The 18,538-nt window shown below is 47.1% G+C and carries 15 protein-coding genes; 8 read left to right on the top strand and 7 right to left on the bottom strand.

What is annotated here, in order from left to right; genetic code table 11:
* Position 1: 1 nt before the first annotated feature.
* The 3 genes from K5Y32_RS22510 to K5Y32_RS22500 form a co-directional block, all read right to left on the bottom strand.
* Positions 2 to 670, bottom strand: coding sequence for an amino acid ABC transporter permease (locus K5Y32_RS22510; protein ID WP_222185896.1), 669 nt, complete (start codon positions 668 to 670; stop codon positions 2 to 4).
* A gap of 16 nt (positions 671 to 686) precedes the next feature.
* On the bottom strand, positions 687 to 1,421 hold the full coding sequence (locus tag K5Y32_RS22505) for an amino acid ABC transporter ATP-binding protein (RefSeq protein ID WP_222185945.1): 735 nt from the start codon (positions 1,419 to 1,421) through the stop codon (positions 687 to 689).
* Positions 1,422 to 1,569: 148 nt separating this feature from the next.
* Entirely contained in the window at positions 1,570 to 2,496 is a 927-nt protein-coding gene (locus tag K5Y32_RS22500) for a LysR substrate-binding domain-containing protein (protein ID WP_222185895.1), read from the bottom strand.
* A gap of 170 nt (positions 2,497 to 2,666) precedes the next feature.
* On the opposite strand from K5Y32_RS22500, the gene K5Y32_RS22495 reads away from it, so the two are divergent.
* The 8 genes from K5Y32_RS22495 to K5Y32_RS22460 all read left to right on the top strand — a co-directional run bounded on the left by K5Y32_RS22495 (position 2,667) and on the right by K5Y32_RS22460 (position 9,777).
* On the top strand, positions 2,667 to 3,617 hold the full coding sequence (locus tag K5Y32_RS22495) for a branched-chain amino acid ABC transporter permease (protein WP_370635135.1): 951 nt from the start codon (positions 2,667 to 2,669) through the stop codon (positions 3,615 to 3,617).
* Positions 3,618 to 3,626: 9 nt separating this feature from the next.
* Entirely contained in the window at positions 3,627 to 4,730 is a 1,104-nt protein-coding gene (locus tag K5Y32_RS22490; protein WP_222185894.1) for a branched-chain amino acid ABC transporter permease, read from the top strand.
* Complete coding sequence (locus K5Y32_RS22485) at positions 4,727 to 5,494, top strand: ABC transporter ATP-binding protein (protein WP_222185893.1); 768 nt, start codon at positions 4,727 to 4,729, stop codon at positions 5,492 to 5,494. The genes K5Y32_RS22490 and K5Y32_RS22485 overlap by 4 nt, the downstream gene beginning before the upstream one ends.
* On the top strand, positions 5,487 to 6,209 hold the full coding sequence (locus K5Y32_RS22480) for an ABC transporter ATP-binding protein (RefSeq protein ID WP_222185892.1): 723 nt from the start codon (positions 5,487 to 5,489) through the stop codon (positions 6,207 to 6,209). The genes K5Y32_RS22485 and K5Y32_RS22480 overlap by 8 nt, the downstream gene beginning before the upstream one ends.
* A 25-nt stretch (positions 6,210 to 6,234) precedes the next feature.
* Entirely contained in the window at positions 6,235 to 7,392 is a 1,158-nt protein-coding gene (locus K5Y32_RS22475) for a branched-chain amino acid ABC transporter substrate-binding protein (protein ID WP_222185891.1), read from the top strand.
* Between the two features lie 15 nt (positions 7,393 to 7,407).
* Positions 7,408 to 7,899 (top strand): L-2-amino-thiazoline-4-carboxylic acid hydrolase, encoded by a 492-nt coding sequence (locus tag K5Y32_RS22470; protein WP_222185890.1) that lies wholly within the window; start codon positions 7,408 to 7,410, stop codon positions 7,897 to 7,899.
* Complete coding sequence (locus K5Y32_RS22465; protein WP_222185889.1) at positions 7,896 to 9,137, top strand: Zn-dependent hydrolase; 1,242 nt, start codon at positions 7,896 to 7,898, stop codon at positions 9,135 to 9,137. Before K5Y32_RS22470 ends, K5Y32_RS22465 begins: the two co-directional genes overlap by 4 nt.
* 151 nt (positions 9,138 to 9,288) lie before the next feature.
* Positions 9,289 to 9,777, top strand: a complete 489-nt coding sequence (locus K5Y32_RS22460; protein ID WP_222185888.1) for a DUF4174 domain-containing protein — start codon at positions 9,289 to 9,291, stop codon at positions 9,775 to 9,777.
* Between the two features lie 208 nt (positions 9,778 to 9,985).
* Here K5Y32_RS22460 and K5Y32_RS22455 read toward each other — a convergent pair whose 3' ends face one another.
* The 4 genes from K5Y32_RS22455 to K5Y32_RS22440 all read right to left on the bottom strand — a co-directional run bounded on the left by K5Y32_RS22455 (position 9,986) and on the right by K5Y32_RS22440 (position 18,320).
* On the bottom strand, positions 9,986 to 10,234 hold the full coding sequence (locus tag K5Y32_RS22455; protein WP_222185887.1) for a hypothetical protein: 249 nt from the start codon (positions 10,232 to 10,234) through the stop codon (positions 9,986 to 9,988).
* A 1,033-nt stretch (positions 10,235 to 11,267) separates the two neighbouring features.
* Entirely contained in the window at positions 11,268 to 12,341 is a 1,074-nt protein-coding gene (locus K5Y32_RS22450) for a RepB family plasmid replication initiator protein (protein ID WP_222185886.1), read from the bottom strand.
* Positions 12,342 to 16,131: 3,790 nt separating this feature from the next.
* Entirely contained in the window at positions 16,132 to 17,115 is a 984-nt protein-coding gene (locus K5Y32_RS22445; protein WP_222185885.1) for a ParB family protein, read from the bottom strand.
* The gene (locus K5Y32_RS22440; protein WP_222185884.1) at positions 17,112 to 18,320 is read right to left on the bottom strand and encodes an AAA family ATPase; all 1,209 of its coding nucleotides are present in this window, start codon (positions 18,318 to 18,320) and stop codon (positions 17,112 to 17,114) included. Before K5Y32_RS22440 ends, K5Y32_RS22445 begins: the two co-directional genes overlap by 4 nt.
* Positions 18,321 to 18,538: the final 218 nt, after the last annotated feature.

The following is an 18,538-nucleotide window of genomic DNA, read 5'->3' as shown; positions in this document are numbered from 1 at the left end:
ATTAATGTTGATAGGGTTTGCCGAGATGGATTTCCAGTTGCCTCTGCAGCAGCGACAACAAAAATGTCAGTCCCCAATAGACCAACGCCACTGCGGTATAAGCTTCGAAAAACTTGAGTGAGGATGTCGCCTCCAGCTTTCCAGCAGAAAGCAGTTCGGTCACACCGAGAGTGAAAGCCAGAGAAGAGTTTTTGATAAGCCCGATATACATGTTGCCGGTAGCCGGCACGGCGTTGCGGCAAACTTGCGGTAATAAAATGCGCCAGCACGCCACGGGCATACTCAATCCACTGGCTAACGCAGCCTCAATCTGCCCACGATCAACTGAATCAATACCAGCACGGAATATTTCTGCAAGGTAAGCGGCCGTATTAAAGCTTAACCCGGCGATCACTGCATAGACCGGTCCTACCGAATTCAGTATCGGGAAGAGTTGTGGCAGACCAAAGTAGATGATCAATAGCTGCACCAGAACTGGCGTACCCCTGAAGAAGGAAATATACAGGCGAGCTACTGCTTGTAGAAATTTCCCTCCGCGTAACATTACTGCTAATAACAGCCCTATCAACGTTGCAGCAATGATTGAGGCACCCGAAATTAGCAGTGTGATAGGCAAATATCCCAGGATGGCAGGTATAAGCTTGAACATATAAATCAGGTCAAAATTCATAATCTGGGTCCCTGATTTAAATTTCGAAGTCGTTTACAAAGGCATCAATGCGACCACCTGCATGACCATGAATGATTTCATCCGGAGTGCCTTGCGCAATAAGTTTTCCCTGGTCCATGAAAAACAGTCGGTTTGAAATATCTCTCGCGAAATTCATCTCATGGGTGACGATAGCCATGGTGATATTTTGCGACGCTATTTCCGCAATAAGTTTCAAAATGCCGCGCCGCATTTCTGGGTCGAGTGAGGATGTAGGCTCATCCATAAGAATGACTTCGGGTTCAAGACTGAGTGCGCGTGCAATACCAACGCGCTGCTGCTGCCCACCCGATAACATGGCAGGATAGGATGAGGCTTTGTCATGCAGGCCCACACGATTAAGATATTCCAGCGCTTTTTCATCCGCCTCTTTACGACCTAACTTTCTAGCAAAGCGCAGAACCTCGGTGATATTTTCCAAAGCCGTTTTGTTGCGGAAAAGGTTGTAATGCTGAAAGACCATGGAAGTTTTCCGACGCAGACGGTTTATATTTATGCGATGCAGATTTTTTGCATTTACCGACTCATCGCCAATTGTTATTTGCCCCGCGTCAGGCAGTACCAGCAGATTTAAGGTCCGCAGCAGAGTGGATTTTCCGGAGCCGGAAGGGCCGATGATAGATACAACTTCACGAGGCTTTATAGTAAAGCTAATATCGTCAAGTGCAGTGAAGCCACGATAGGCTTTGCTTAATTCTGACACAGTTATCATTAAGTTTTCGGCACATACGGAGAGTGAGATGCCGATTATCGGCATCTCACTCGGACAGACAAAATGCTTAATACCGCGAAGGATATGCGCCAAATACATATGAACTATCGAGTTTCATGATAAATATGACTCGCTTCTTTTACATTTTTTATTGCTGCGCCTGCAAACGCAGCCATTGCTGTAATTGCAGCGCTTCAGGACTCATTTCAACATCCTGACGTACGCATAGATAATAATCTCGTCCATCATCAATCGGTGTATCGCAGATTTTCACCAATTCCCCAGACGTAAGATAGGGTGCAATCATCGGCTCACGCATCAGCGCACAGCCCATGCCTGCACGAACAGCAGCCAACGTTAGTAGCCCATCCTCGAACATTGGACCATCTCGCCGAACCTTTTTCACGTTTTGCTGGGTAAACCACTGCTGCCAGGTCGTACGTTCTTCATCATGCAGAAGTGAGGTTTGTGCCAGCTGTTCCGGCGAGTCGATATAACCGTGCAATTTGTGAAACTCACGGCTGCATACCGGCACCATTTTTCCTGAAATCAATTTCTCTGCCTGATATCCCGTCCATTGGCCGCTGCCAAATCGAATCGACATGTCTGAGGCATCACTCAGGTAGTTACGATGATTGGCATAAATAACATTTATCTCCGTGTTTGAATTGGCCTGCAGAAAACGTGGCAGGCGTGGAATAAACCAGCCCATGCCAAACAGCGGAATCAGACTGATCGTCACTTGTCGTGAACGATTCATTTCTTTCAGATGCCCTGTCGCCTGCCGCAAGACCGTAAAAGCAGAGCGTATGGAACGATAATAGTCTCGCCCTTCCTGGCTCAAAATGAGTCTGCGTCCCTGTCGATGCGTCAGAGGCAACTGCAGGTAGGTTTCCAGAACCTTAAGCTGATGGCTAATTGCTGAAGGTGAAATTGCCAGCTCCTGTGCCGCGGCCATGATGCTGCCTAAGCGGGCGATCGCCTCAAAAACTCTGACCGCTCTGAGAGGGGGATCGTCCGATAATGTGCTGCTTTCCATTGAGACACGATCGTTCAACTGTTCTGTTTTTTTCATATATCCGAATTTATCTCAATAATCCGGCTCAATGGTTAATATTTAAAATCAATAAAAACAATGAATTGCGCGGATTTAATTTTGCCATAAGTAAGAATATATCTGTATTTCACAATTTAAATCAATTAACGGATGTTATGCACGCAAAACATAATTTCCGGACAAGTACTGTGGATACACTTATTCAGCAACTGATTAACGGCATGATGCTGGGCAGCATCTATGGCCTTATCGCCCTGGGTTATACGATGGTCTACGGCATTTTGCGCATCATCAACTTTGCTCACGGCGATATTTTAATGACGGGAGCGTTGACTGCGTTGTCAGGCATGCAATTGCTAACGCATCACTTCCCAGAGATATCAGGGCTGAGCGCCCTGATCTTTGCCACGTTGTTCGCCATGGCTGTATGTGCCGTATTGGCGATGGCAGTTGAACGTTTCGCCTACCGCCGTTTGCGTCATGCACCACGTTTGGCACCTCTGATCAGCGGTATTGGCATTTCGGTGCTGCTGCAAACCGTTGCGATGCTTATCTGGAGCCGCAATCCGCTGATGTTCCCACAAATCCTGCCAATGGATCCCATCGCGGTAACGGCTGGAAGCGCAGAGCATCCACCAGCCATCATTACCGTAACCGGCATAGTGAGCTTGTTCCTTGCCTTTGGGGCTATGGGAGGATTATGGCTGATGGTTGAGAAGAGTCGGCTTGGGCGCGGCATGCGTGCCGTGGCTGAGAACCCGCAAATTGCCAGTCTGATGGGCCTAAGTCCAAACCGTATCATTACCCTCACGTTCGCCATTGGCGGTGCATTTGCCGCTTTAGCTGGCGTGATCATGGCGAGTAATTACGGCAGCGCTAGTTTTTCAATGGGCTTTTTACCCGGCATTAAGGCCTTTACCGCCGCAGTGTTGGGCGGGATCGGCAACTTACGTGGAGCGATGCTGGGAGGAATGTTGCTCGGTTTGATTGAATCACTGGGTGCAGGCTACTTAGGTCAATTGACCGACGGCGTCTTTGGCAGCAACTATCAGGACATCTTCGCGTTCATCGTGCTGATTTTGGTTTTGGTGTTCCGTCCAGCAGGATTGCTGGGCGAACGCGTGGCGCAGCGAGCGTAAGGCATTTTTATGACAGTTATAACTTCAGAGCGTCTGACAAAAGGGCGCATTAACAGCGGACTGGTTTTATTGATCGTGGCATTACTTCTTGCGCCATGGCTGGCAACCGCAGCCGGTGGAAACTACTGGGTGCGCGTGATTGATTTTACCCTGCTCTATATCATGCTGGCGCTGGGACTGAATATCGTGGTGGGATTTACTGGCCTGCTCGACATGGGATTTATTGCTTTTTATGCGGTAGGTGCTTATCTCGCCGCCCTGCTGGCTTCACCGCACTTGCTTGAAGCCTTTCCAGCGCTGCAGTCGCTTTTTAGCACGGGGTTGCATACACCTTACTGGCTCTTGGTACCCTTAGCCGCGTTTATAGCGGGTATTTGCGGAATTTTACTGGGTGCCCCGACTCTCGGATTGCGTGGCGACTATCTGGCCATCGTGACGTTGGGATTCGGCGAGATCATTCGCATCCTGATGCGCAACCTTGATCGCCCGATCAATATCACCAATGGGGCTAAAGGTATTTCCGGTATCGACACGCTCAGTGTGTTTGGCTTGAAATTTAGCGGCATTTATCACCTGTTGGGTTACAAAGTTCCGGCGCTATTTTTCTGGTATTACCTGTTCGCATTAATCATTGTTGCCATCATTTTTGTCTGCCTGCGGCTGCAACATTCCCGTGTTGGGCGTGCCTGGCATGCTATTCGTGAAGATGAAGACGTAGCCCGCGCCATGGGAATTAACGTTCGCAATTACAAATTGCTGGCCTTCGCGCTAGGCGCCTCCTTCGGTGGTGTGGCAGGTGTAATGTTTGCCTCTTTCCAGGGATTTGTGTCACCCGAATCTTTCACCCTGCAGGAATCAATCGTAGTGCTGGCGATGGTGGTTTTAGGCGGTATTGGTCATGTTCCTGGCGTGATTCTGGGGGCGATTTTGCTCTCCGCCTTACCGGAAATCTTACGCAGTCAGGCAACGCCGTTGCAGGAAGCATTGTTTGGTACGGTGATTGTAGATCCCGAGATCTTGCGCCAGTTGTTTTATGGTCTGGCTCTGGTCCTGGTGATGCTGTTCAGACCCGGTGGACTCTGGCCTGCACGACATGTAGGAGGGAAAGAATGAGTCTCCTCTCGGTTCGCCATCTTAAAAAGCGCTTTGGCGGCGTAATTGCCGTCAATGATGTCAGTCTGCAGGTTGAAGCTCATCAAATCTACGGTTTGATTGGGCCAAACGGTGCCGGCAAAACCACCTGCTTTAATCTGATTACCGGACTCTATAACGCGGACAGCGGTGAGTTTGCCCTTGATGGCCAGATGTACTCGCCACAAAAGATTGAAAAAGTCACTGCTGCCGGCATTGCACGTACTTTCCAGAATCTGCGCTTATTTAAAGAGATGAGCGTACTGGAAAACGTCATGATCGGCCGCCACGTTCGCACCCGAAATGGCATATGGGCCGCCATTAGCCGTCACCGCAAGGCAAGAGCTGAAGAAGCCGAGACAAAGCGGCTCGCCTGGCACTGGCTGGAATACACCGGCATTGCACAGTATGCCCATTACCGCGCCTGCGATCTTGCATACGGTCACCAGCGTCGGCTGGAAATCGCTCGGGCGCTGGCGACCGATCCCAAACTTCTCGCATTGGATGAACCGGCAGCAGGCATGAACGCAGCCGAAAAAATGGCGCTTGGACAACTGCTGCGCCGTATTCGAGATGATGGCAAAACCATTTTGATCATTGAGCACGATGTAAAACTCATCATGAGTCTGTGCGATCGTCTGGCGGTACTCGATTACGGCAAAGTCATTGCTGAAGGGCCACCTGAGGATGTCAGACGCCATCCTGAGGTGATCCGTGCCTATCTGGAAGGGAACGCCCATGTCTGAACCGCTTTTGCAGATCAAAAATTTAAACGTCCGTTACGGCGGGATTCAGGCCGTACGTGAACTGAGTCTTGACCTCAACGAAGGTGAGCATGGGACGCTGATCGGTGCAAATGGCGCAGGTAAAAGCTCAACCGTTCGCGCCATTGCAGGTTTAGAAGCATTCGATGGCGACATCCTCTGGGATGGAACATCGATTAAGGGCCTGCGCCCGGAAGCGCTTTTAAAACAAGGCATTGTGCTGGTTCCGGAAGGTCGCGGCATCTTTGGCCGGCTGACTGTACTGGAAAACCTGCAAATGGGCGCCTGGCTACGTCGGGATACCCGACAGGTAAAGCATGAGATAGCCAAACTCTTTTCACGCTTTCCTCGCCTTGGCGAACGGCAACATCAGTTAGCGGGTCTCTTGTCTGGCGGCGAACAGCAGCTATTGGCGCTGAGCCGTGCATTATTAAGCCGCCCCCGTTTACTCATACTCGATGAACCCTCAATGGGCCTGGCACCGATTATGGTTGAGAACATTTTCCAGGTGATTAGGTCCCTAAGCGATTCCGGGATCACGCTTTTATTGATTGAGCAAAATGCGCGTTTAGCACTTGAAGTAACTGATCAAGCTTGGGTGATGGATAGCGGCACCCTGCCTTATCAAGGTCGCTCTGCTGAGCTGCTACAGAACGATCGTATTCAACAGATTTACTTGGGTGAGATACCCGTTTAGCTTCTACCAACATCAGGGAACCACAATGAAAATGATGCATCTCAAAACATTGAGCGCAGCAGTAATGTTTGCCAGCGCTGCCGTCTCAACATTCTCAACTGCGCATGCGGATGAAACCGTACTGATCGGCCTTGCCGGCCCTTTAACTGGCCCTTCTGCGCGAATCGGTAAAGATCTGGAAAATGGTGCCCGGTTGGCCATTGATGATGTGAACAAAACCCATCCCACACTCGGCGGTAAAGCGGTGACCTTTAAGCTGCAATCGGAAGATGACCAATCTGACCCGCGCGTTGCTGTCGCCGTTGCTCAGCGATTGGTTGATAGCGGTGCTGCGGGTGTTGTCGGCCACTGGAACACCGGTACCAGCATTCCCGCTGCCCGCATTTACCACGATGCAGGTATCGCGCAGGTCGCGCCCGTCGCCACTGGCCATGCTTATACTCAGCAGGGCTTTGATACCAGCTTTCGCGTGATGGGGCATGATGATGATGGCGGTGATTATGCCGGACAATATGCTATTCAAACCCTCAAAGCTAAACGCATTGCGGTGATTGATGACCGCACCGCATTTGGTCAGGGCCTCGCTGATGAGTTCATCAAGTCACTTGAGAGCCAGGGCGTAAAAATTGTCGATCGCCAGTATGTTGACGATAAAACCGTTGATTTCAGTGCCGTGCTTACGGCGATACGCAGTAAAAATGCCGATCTGGTGTTCTTTGGTGGTGTGGATAGCCAAGCCGCTCCGCTGGCGCGCCGCATCAAACAGCTGGGTATGAGTGCCACATTGATGGGCGCGGGTGGATTTGTCAGCCAGACCTTCCTGACGCTGGCGCAAAAAGAGGGTGAAGGCGTTGTCGCGCTTGAACCGGGCCTGCCGGTTGAACAAATGCCAGGCGGCAAAGCGTTTGAGCAAGCTTATCAGGATCGCTATCACACCCATATCGAACTGCATGCGCCGTTCGCCTATGACGCTACGCGCGTGCTGATCGCCGCAATGCAAAAAGCCAACTCAGCCGATGCCAGTAATTATCTGCCGGCATTGCGCGCCATAAATTACGCTGGAGTAACCGGCAACATCGCTTTTGACCAGCAAGGTAACCTGAAAAATCCATCCTTTACGGTTTACAAAGTAGTCAATGGCAAATGGCAGCCACAAACCGTGTTGGGCGGCGCGGCGAAATAAAGCGGAGACAATGTGATGAGTTGTAATCAAAAACAAGAGCTGGGCATCCTCGCCCGCCGAAAAATTGAAGCTGAAATTATCAAACCCATTTATGACATTCTGGTGCGTGAAATAGGTAAAGATCGGGCGCAGGGTATCATCGGCGAAGCCATTGAGAATGCGGCAATTCAGGCTGGTCAGCAGTTTGCTGCCAGTGAGCCCGTAAAGGCTGACTTACGCGGTTTTGTCGCCCTGCAATATCTCTGGGAAAAGGACAATGCGCTGGAGGTCAAGGTCATTGATGACGATGCCGAGCAATACAACTATGACGTGACGCGCTGTCGTTATGCCGAGATGTATCACGAAATGGGGTTGGGTGAGATTGGTCACCTGCTCTCCTGTGCGCGTGACGACAAATTCATTGTAGGTTATGCGCCAGAAGTAGCGCTAACGCGCACCACTACCATCATGTCTGGCGCACCTCGATGTGATTTTCGTTATCGGGTCAAAAAAGAGGATAAGGCATGACGGCGCCCATTCACATCAATGGCGATCGTCTCTGGCAGTCCTTGAGGACTTTTGCCAGTTTCGGAGCAACACCAGGCGGCGGCGTAAGCCGCTTGGCCTTGAGCCCGGAGGACAAATCAGGCCGTGATACCTTACGGGAGTGGGCTGTCAAAGATGGCTTCAGCTGTGAGGTCGATGAGCTGGGCAACATGTTCATTCGTCGCCCGGGCAAGAATTCGGAGCTGTTGCCTGTAATGACCGGATCTCATGCTGATTCGCAGCCGCTGGGCGGAAACTACGACGGGATTTACGGGGTACTGGCGGGGCTTGAAGTTTTGCGTACGCTTAACGATCTGAATATCGAAACCGAGCGCGATCTGGTTTTAGTCAACTGGAGCAATGAAGAGGGTGCCCGCTTTGCACCTGCTATGTTGGCGTCCGGCGTCTGGAGCGGCGTATTTGATACTGACTTTGCGCTGAGTCGAAAAGATAGCCAGAACGTGAGCTTTGGCAGTGCGCTTACTGAAATTGGTTATCAGGGCACGCGTCCTGCAAAGTCCTTTCCACTGCATGCCTGTTACGAGCTGCATATTGAACAAGGCCCGGTACTCGAAGCAGAACAAACTGACATCGGTGTCGTGCATGCAGCTATGGGACAACGCTGGTTTGATATCACGTTAACCGGCTTTGCTGCACATGCAGGAACAACGCCGATGTCGCTGCGTCATGATGCGCTCTGCGGTTTTGCCGAACTTACGCTGGCCGTAGAAAACATCGGGAATGATTATGCGGAAGACGGACGCGCAACCATCGGAATGGTGAATGTAACCCCTAACTCACGCAACGTAGTACCGGGTTGCGTCACCTGTAGCGTGGAGTTTCGTCATCCCGACAGTGCAATGCTGGAGGAAATGGAGCAGGCACTTATCCATGCGCTGGCAAAGTTAAGCGTCCGCAATTTAACCTTTATCGCTGATAAAATATTTGATTATGCGCCGATCAAATTCGACGACATTTGTTTAGAGCGTATTTCACAGGCAACAGAGGAACTTGGCTACAGGCATCGCAAAATGGTTTCCGGTGCGGGTCATGACGCTTGCTATATAAATCGGGTTGCACCCACCGCAATGATTTTCATTCCCTGCGTAAAAGGCATCAGCCATAACGAAGCGGAAGAAATTTATCCCATATGGTCTGAAAAAGGCGCAAACGTGCTGCTGCACACGCTGTTGACTGCCGCGAACGAAAAAGCCTGCTAGCGATATCTATGTGTTTTTTCCAGGATTAACTAAAGAGCGTAAAGTTTTTGCTGTTGCCTTGCTACGCTTAGGATGCAGCAGCAACTTCAATTTAAGTTGAGTCTGGGTGTTTCACACGCTTCGTCGAATATATTGGTGAATGGGAGATTAAATGATGCGTTTTTTGGCTTGTATATCAGCCCAAGGAAAAACTAAGGCTAGCACCCTCTTCGATTCACCATCAATGTTTTGCTTGTTGATGGTCACACTCTCACTGTTTTTAAGCAGTGCTTCTCATGCAGATGCAAACAGTATTTTCCAGTTATTATCACCGGAAACAGCAGATTTACATCAGTATCAATGGCGTAAGCGCCCTATTGTGATCTTTGCACCTTCTCAGGGTGATTCCAGTTACCGCCAACAGATTATGATGCTTGAAAAGGCTAAAGCGGCATTGGCGGATCGCGATATTATTGTTCTCAGTGACACATCGCCTTCTTCACAAGGAAAACTCCGGGCACAGTTTCAAGCCAGAAGTTTCCAGGTTGTTCTCATCGGGAAAGACGGCGGTGCCAAACTTCAGAGAGATATGCCTATAAGTGTGGAAACGATGCTATCAACTATCGACAGTATGCCGATGCGCAAAGCCAATCTTAATTAATAAAGCAAAGCTGTATAACCGCTTTGCTTTGGATTGCGGCGTGTATATGCAAATTGAAAATATCACTCAAACCCAGCAATGCGATGGTTGGAGTTATATCCACTTAAGGTTTTCCTGTGGCGCTTTTTCTGCCGTTGGTTTGATGATTGACTGAAGATTTTTCCATTACCGTTTTATCATGACCATAAGCCAATCAAACCAAAGTAAATTACCGCTTTTTATTGGACTGCGAGATAACCGACCCAGCTAACGTTTTGGTGATGTCGCTTGAGTTTGGATTTTTGAGTGCCTGAGAAGCTTTTGCTTCCATGTCAGCGCCCGTTTCTTTCTGAGTATGTGATTGTGATAGTACTGAGCCAGCGAGACTTTTTTGGATAGCAGAAGCGTTGGGATCTTTAAGTGTTTGTGCAGCTACGTGAGTAACGCTCTTCGATGACTGCTTTGTGTTTTTCGACATACGCGCTTAATCCTTTTCTGTGTGAAAGGTACAAACGTAATGGCAGTGGAACCTGCATTTAGTCTTACCGTTCGAGACTATTAACGAAACCGTTCATTTTCAATCTCTTTAGATCGGATTATTACCTGGCTAATGACCATGCTCAAACCAGCAGCATTTAAATATTCGAATGAGCCTTTTCTCATTGTTTGAACATTGGTCAGTCGTTGTTGACCACACGGATTCGAGAGCGATGGAACAGCCAAACATCTCTTGTTAGAAATCGCATAGCAGAAGTAAGGTACCTCCCTGCAACGTCATGATGGCTCTGAATGATATACACACAAGTGACAGTGTTACTACTATTTTGGCTTTAACCTCAGCATGACTTTAACGACAAATAGCACTGCCAGTAGGAGACATGATCTTTTGATCTCCTTTGCTGATCCATGCAGATTGATAAGTAATGGTCAAAAGATCACTAATGTATGCAATGACTACTGTAGTGAGTGATGACCGCTATGGTGAGTAATAATGGCCAAAATCACAGTTGACCGCTGTAGAGAGTAAAATTAACGTGGAATGAATGACTGCTATAAAGAGTATGAAAGGAGTATAGGGACTTAGAATTAGATAGTGGTATGAAGAAATCTGATTAAGCAAAAAAATTAATTTTAATGTTAGTGATCACTAACGCCTTATCATATAAGGCCTGCGAGGTTAGCAACCACCAGGGCGGTATGTGAATTCATTCACTAATATGCATTCTCTCTCACTACAGTGGTCATCTGCTATAAGACAAAAATCGCAGTTTTCTCACTACAGCGGTTTAGATCATTTCTCACACTAATGACTGCTATAGCGAGAGAATCATCGAATTTTTAAAACCTACTAATGCGCTTAAATGACTGCTGTAGTGAGTGTGACTTGGGTCACACTGAGGTTGTACAGTAACGACAAGACCGCTATAGCGAGTATATACCTCGCTATAGCGGTCTTGGTTACCAGAAAAAAATGCGTTCACCTTGGAGTGCCCTTTCATGCGTTTTAGAGATTAGTTCTTCTTGCCCTTCCTGATGGTTTCCAACATGGCCAGTTCTTCTTCTGACAACATCACCATTTTGCCGGCCGGTTCCTTCTTGGCCTTTTGAGCCGCCCTCGCCTTCACCGGCTTCTTAGCGGGTACGATTTCAACTTCACTGTCCAGTTCATCGTCCTCAAGTTCAGGAAGACTGATTGGGATGTTTGCAGGTCTGAGTTTCGGCTGACGGTAGTGAATCGAAAAGTAGATCGTCGATCCTCTTTTGAACTCTGTGTAATCGAGATAACCGATCTCTTTAAGCTGCTCCATAGCCCTTCTTACAGTGGCGTATTGAGTATTAGGCCGAGAGGTCAAATTTAACCGAGCCTGGAGGCGCTGCATGGACACCGGAGCGGGATCTGGGGGTAAGCTCTCGATAAAGGTGTAAAGTGCCTGTGCAGACTCCTTACGCGCTAATTCGTTGATGGCGCGTAGCTGAAGCAATACCTTGCGATCAAATTGATAGAGTTCAAAGATCTTAGGATCGGCTTGCAGGGTCACAGTATCATTTTTGACACTGTATTTTGCTGACTGAACCAAGTGCGTCACGTAGTACTCACCCTCTTTGTTGGCGAAGTGGATGGTATTCGTTGCAATTCGCGTCAGAGAGGCTTCCAGACGCGTTCTAAGCTTCGCAGAGGAGCGTAATGATGGGATACCACAGAGTTTGGCGAAATCAACGAAGGGAAGCGTTACGCTATCTCCCAGCACTTTATACTTCGCAAAGGCATGAATGATCCCGACCCAAGCTTTGAAGTCGTTATCCATATCAAGACGTGCACCCGTGATCTTGATATTTTCATATCCTTCAGCCTTTACGATCGTCAGCTGTTTCAGCTCATCGGTGACGTCCATTGTAGACATCTGATTTTTACGACCATTTGCAGTGGATTTAAGCGTGGGAACAAATAGCCCCAGCCTCATCAATGCAACAGGCTGAACAGTATTATTACTGTTGGGTGTCAGGTGAACAACTTCACCGGTTCGTTTGTCTGTTTCACTGAATGCATCAGCTATCAGATTGATTTCTTGTTCTTTTTTCGGCATTTGGAAAATCCGTGATTTGAACAAGCGATAGTCGCCGTTACTCGTTACAGTGGATACTATCACTCACTACAGCGGTTATTCTACTCACTATAGCGGTTTAATTACTCTCTATAGTAGTCTTTCTACTCTCTATAGCAGTCAGCGATCTACGCTAAAGCCTTGTCCAGCAAGGCATCAGAGCGATCCGGGATCTATTTGGAACATATAGGTTCTTATTAGGATCTGTTATTGGATCTATCCAGTTGATAACTTTAAAACCAATAAATTGCCCATTTTGCGTGCTGTTTACGGTGCATAACTATTTAAAACTTAGAACCCAGAAAACGTCGTCGTTTGACCGAACCTAAGAGCAGCAGATGTTAGACCATGATTTCGACTATCTGGCTTATTAACAAGCAAATCAGCTCGTTACTCACTATAGCAGTCATGATGTTCTCTCTATATTGGTCATCTCTGCTCTCTATAGCAGTCAAGATGCTCGTTATACTGGTCATTACACTCACTACAGCAGTCATCGACAGGCGTTTAGCCCACTGATAGCAAGGCCTGTGGCGTTGTCGGGATCTGTTTAGGATCTGAATGGGATCATATTAGGATCAAATTATTGGATCTGGCCTGTGGATAATGGGAATAAATAAAGGAACGCTATAAGCCTGTAAGCCATATCCAGTCATACGTCTCAAAGGGTAAGAACTGGCCTCAATGATGACTGGTCATCGCATTGATACAGTGAGTACCTACGGGGAATACTGTGGTTTGTGCTTGTAATGATTGAGGATTTCTACTGAGCTTGTACTAAATAACGCTTCAAACAGAGCTCATATAACAGTACTGATGCCTGGCTTCTGGATCTTAAACGTATTGTTGACTCTCAACAGCAATTCATGATGACTGCTATAGAGAGAAGATGACTATTGTAGTGAGTATCCACATTCGTCTTCATTCCAATGAGTTGGTATGGGTTTGCTTAGGTGTGAGTAGATCGTGCAACGCTAAAGACCGCTATAGTGAGTAACTTACTCGCTATAGTAGTCATATGGATTAAGATTACCCATGACATACACTTCGGTTTTCAACAAAATCTAGCTCGTCAAGCCTTTCACATTCCCTGTGAGTAGTAACAAGTGGCTGCATTTAATAGTGTTGAGTGCCCTCTCATACCTTCTCAATTCCATGTCCAATTTCAATTGATCCCTTGTTTAGATACTCAGCTACACATCGATCAGATTAACGGCCATTAATGGAGGAATCCATTAAGCATCGAGTGAAATCTTCAAATTGGTAGAAGCAGAATTTGTTGAGAGAATAGCGTAGTGAAAGGCTGTTGAAACAGAAAATGAGTAATGACTTGGATCTGTTAGAACAAGAGGAAATAATCAGTAACTTACTGATGTAAATACGTAAAAAAAGTATAATATACTTCTCTTTTTAGTGGGTTAGAAAACTTTCCAACTCTACATTGGAACATTTTTTGTTATACATCCCCAACATTATTTTACTCAGTAACACTTCTTCTTGCTGGCTTTAAAGCATCAGTTGTACCGCAAGACTGTAGTAATAGGCCGTTTAAAAATTAATTTCCAAAGGTATTAAACACGAATTTTCCACTAAAAGTCTCATATCTAAGTACGTCAAATGATGCAATTGGAGAGCAGACTGTAAAGTTTTTCATGGATAATCAGCGAGCTGAGGGCCTTTAGTTTGAATAAAACCCCAGGCACTAAACCTCGTGAACACTAAATCAACCTGAGACGATTGTCCGAGTCTATAGCCTAATCACCACAATCAAGTGCTGGCTGGCACATGATGGCAATGCTCAACAGAACCAAGATTTAAAATTCTAGCGAAGCCGTAATGGCCTTCCATACCTTCCCCATTGTTTAAACCTCAGGGATTTTACTATCCCCTGAATTGAAGCCGTTCCAAATCATATGTTCTTGAGACGATGTACCCTGACAACCTCAAAGAGTGAAATGAACGCTTGTGCCGGGAAACTGGTGAATTCAAGTTGACCGTAGCACTGAGCATAACCTGACATGTTGCTACAGCTTTAAATGACAAAATGATGTTTAGGGGCAATTTTACACACTAATTTGTGTCGCGTTCTGGTGAATTCTGCAGAGGATTGGTGCAGCGAAGCTGCTAAAATTCACGTAGCGACGTCAGCGCTAATAAACTATTGTTTTTAAGGGATTCTTACAGCGAAATACTAATCCAGAACAAGAAATGTGGCAGAATTGTGTTTAAATCAACCTTCAGCTCTTTTCCACGATACTCCCCCCCACCCCATCTAAACTATCCACTCCTGGTGCTTAATCAGACGATTTTATTTCACAGCAGCAAAACTTATGTCGTTCGTATCGGCTTTGGTATGCATGACCTACTGCACTTTGACTGATACCTTCCTGTGTTAGTCATATCGGCATCAGGATTGTGAGGCTATCCCCAAGAAGAGATGTTTTTCCAGCGAACAGATCATAAGCATTTTCCACGCGGCTGAAGCCAGAGTAACTAGCTGTAAGCTCGCCTTTTCAGACAGTGCCTCCTCTATCCGGTGTAAGAAGTTTGGCGCCATCGAATTTATTAAGTGAAGTGCATTAAGTCACTTTAAGAAAACAATGCCCAGCTCATGAATCTGCTTGCCGAAGTCATACTAGCTAAAGAGGCGTTTCAGATGGCTCTGGTCCAAAAGCACTCACGACAGATAAATCACGGTAAGCAGTGGCGTTTATATGTGTGACCGGTTTGTCGCAGTAACTTACCGTCAGGCTCAAAGATTTGTCCATGTACAACTGCCGCTATAAGTCATAGCGTCCAGCTGCTTGTACCTTTTTGAAGACACTTGAATGAAATGTATTTCGAATGCCGACGCTTTGGTTTTCGCTGTACTTGGTGGCTTTTGATGAGTTCAGAGCTATGGGCTACTCACAAGCGAGATAACGCACTGATTATTTTAACGCTTAATAAGAAGCTTAGGTGGCGCCATAATGGGCTGGTGACTAAATGGCTTCCTCTTGTATTTAACCTGGCTAGATTGATTAGGGCCATCATGAAAGCCCTCGTCAGCTGTCGTCGTATTAATTGCCTGGCCTGTGTAAATGATTACACGGATGCTAGCCGGACTATCGCCGCTGCTTAACGGATTTCAGGTTTTCAGGTCGCATATATTTCGGACAGTATCGTGCTGTTAGGTGGCTATCTGGTGACGATAAGAACTGCTCAGGGGCTGTCATTCACCTGCTTGGCTTTTTGAACATGACGTGTAACTTAAGCTCATCCAGCAGGGTCAGGCAAAATTGAACGGATCTAAGGTGAGTTCAAATGGAAGATTAAGTGAATGCCTGAGTGAGCAAAGTTATCAGTGAGAATGCTTACGATAAGAGCACGCGTGTTAAGTGACGGCAGCACTATAACAAGTGCCGTCCGTATGCAGCGCTGAATTGCCAGACTCAGACTAAATGTGCCGCAGTTAGGCACAACGGGAATTTTTATGAAGGGTCGATCGACATAGCTGAGTGAATATGGAATTAAAGCTTGGGAGATGGCCATGACGCGCAGATTTTAAGTTACTCCTCAGATCACTCCATGTTTCCCGCTATCCTTTTCACATAACTCTGAACTTGTTTCTTAAATGTTTTTTAGATGAGTTCTATGGGAATTTCAATGTGAAATATTCTGTGTTTTCCTATGTGTGACAATAAGTTAGGTTGTTTTTGGGAGGGGTATTTTACTGGTTAAGTTTGAAAGAGGCACAGCTTCAGTCATAAAGCTTTGCCTCTTGGGATGGATGTTAGCTATCACCTTCAGCTTGCATACGTGCTATTACAGCTTTAACAGCAGCATCTAGTTCTGCTTGATAGGTCGCCGGGAGGCGTGAAAACTCATATGTGACCAATCTTTTTTCACTGTCGGTTTTCTTGCGGGCGAACTGTTTCTTGTCTTTAAAGTCAGCTATTTTTTCCGTAACGACTTGCTTGGGACCGCGTTTGTTTTTCACCCCGGCATTTTCTGCACGGAAATAAGCGATGATTTTCGCTTTTACACTCGGGTCTTCAGGTGCATAAGAGACATCATTATCTATGCGTTCTTGCACCGCTGCAGTGAGTTGATCGATGGTTATATGCTGGGCCTTAGCTTTGTCAGCAATATCCAGTAATGTCTGATAATCATTGATGGACAATTCACTAACTGATGGAAAGACGGCGATCATTTCGTCTGGTACAGCTGCGGCTTGATATGCTCTAGTCACTTTGGCTGCTGAGAGCCCTTCAGCTTCAGCAATGTCAGACTTATTCATATCATCCGGATACATCAGCTGAAGACGCTTTCCAAGTTCACGAAGCGTATGCTCCTTGGCTGTCTGGATATCGATGGCAAGCTGACGCGCATCTGCAAGGCTAATTTCGTCACGTGTAACCAGCACTTCAAACGATGTGCCATTAAAGATGCAGGCTGCACGTCGGCGTGAACCATCCAGAACCTCAATTCGTCCATTCATTTCGCGGCCAATAGCCGGGAAGAACTGCTGTAACTTGATCGTTCGCGCGATATCACTAACTGATTCCGGGGTCAGAAACGCTTGGTCACGACCGTTTATCGATGCATCCACATAGGTGTTAGACTCGATATCATCATGAAGCACCCTTGTAAGGGTAAAGCTTGCTTCTGCACCTGATTTTAAAGTGAAAACGCGCTCGCCATCGATTTCATTCAGCGTTTTAGAGAAGCCTGTTTTACCGAATTGGCGGCCAAGTTTTACCATTTCTTTTTTCACTTAATACCTCTTACAAACTCAATTCGCTTAAATACAGCTTGCGTAAAACGCTCAGCTTCGCGTTTCGCATTCTTAAGGGCTTCAGCACTACCCGGATAAGAGTGAGGATCTGCGCTGACAATGGTGTCGAAACTCTCACCGCAACGCTCAAAGCCATCAAGGCGCGGTAGTGAGGCGTCGAGAATGTAGGAAGTAAACACATCACGAGCCAGACCATGCGTCATTTCATGATCCCGCTTAGACGTCATTTTCGACATAAAACCTATATTACCTTTGATACGGGGAGTGATGCCCTCCTCCTCAAGCTGCTCAAGCATCTCGGGCAGGCGCGTCAGATACTTCAGCGTGGAGTGAAAATCTACTTGTGCCGGCGGCGTAGGCGTTAACAGTAAATCGCTGGCGGCAATGGCGTTAAGCATGAAGGCATCTAGATGCGGACCCGTATCAATAAAGATGAAGTCATAGTCCTGGCCAACACGATCAATAATATTCCGGCGCAATACGTCAGAGGGAAGAACACCCGGTAAATGCTGATTAACCAGGTCATTCCATTGGCTGGCAATAAAGCCATCATCAATCGAAGCTGGGATGATATCAACGCCGGGAATGATGGTCGGCTTGATGATGTCTTCTTTGATTTGTTCAGCATCCAGATCGTTCAACATAGCCTGAGCTGCTGTCTCGACGATTGAGCCAATACTATTCGTATGATTAAGGAACATGGTGCTGGATGCCTGAGGATCGAGGTCAATCACCAGCGTACGCAGGTCATATTGTAATAGGTCCGGGTGAACACGCAGGCCATGAGCAAGGGTGACCGTGGTGACTGTTTTTGACACGCCACCTTTAAGGTTAACCACGAACACGACAAACGGACCTTCGCCTGCATGAATATCGCGATACTTTGGCACTTTGCGATGAGCGTAAATATCAACCACATCCTGGATGGTTAAGGCATAGTGCTTGGCATTACCGGCGTCCTTTTTGCCAAATACATGCCCTTTAGATTCCATTTCTTCTACCGCTTGTTCGACAGCACGGCGGCTGAGCTTAGGTAGATTAGCTACCGAATTTCGCGTGAATGTCTGGTAATACTGATCGAGGCCGTATTCATTACGTCTATCAGTAATGTCATCACTCATGCTGCGAAGCATGGCATTTGCCCTACGCGCTGTTACGTCTACCCCACCATAATTACTTTTCATTACTCCGCTCCGTTGGTAACTTTTGCAGCCAGTGTACAGCTTATGATGATGCGTGCAACTTTTAACGACATTCTTTAAAAAGTTGTACCGAGCATGAGATGTTGTTCTCACTCATCGTTGCTCAATTAGCAGCCTTCTTCCTTCTATAAGCTAACCCCAATTAGACAATGGTGATGCGATTTGCTGCACCCTCCCCCTCTTCACTTAACGCCGACTAC

Source organism: Pantoea sp. DY-15 (assembly GCF_019795935.1).
GTDB classification, from domain to species: domain Bacteria; phylum Pseudomonadota; class Gammaproteobacteria; order Enterobacterales; family Enterobacteriaceae; genus Pantoea; species Pantoea leporis.
The sequence above is the reverse complement of the archived record's forward strand: the minus strand, read 5'-3'. Positions and strand labels throughout refer to the sequence as shown.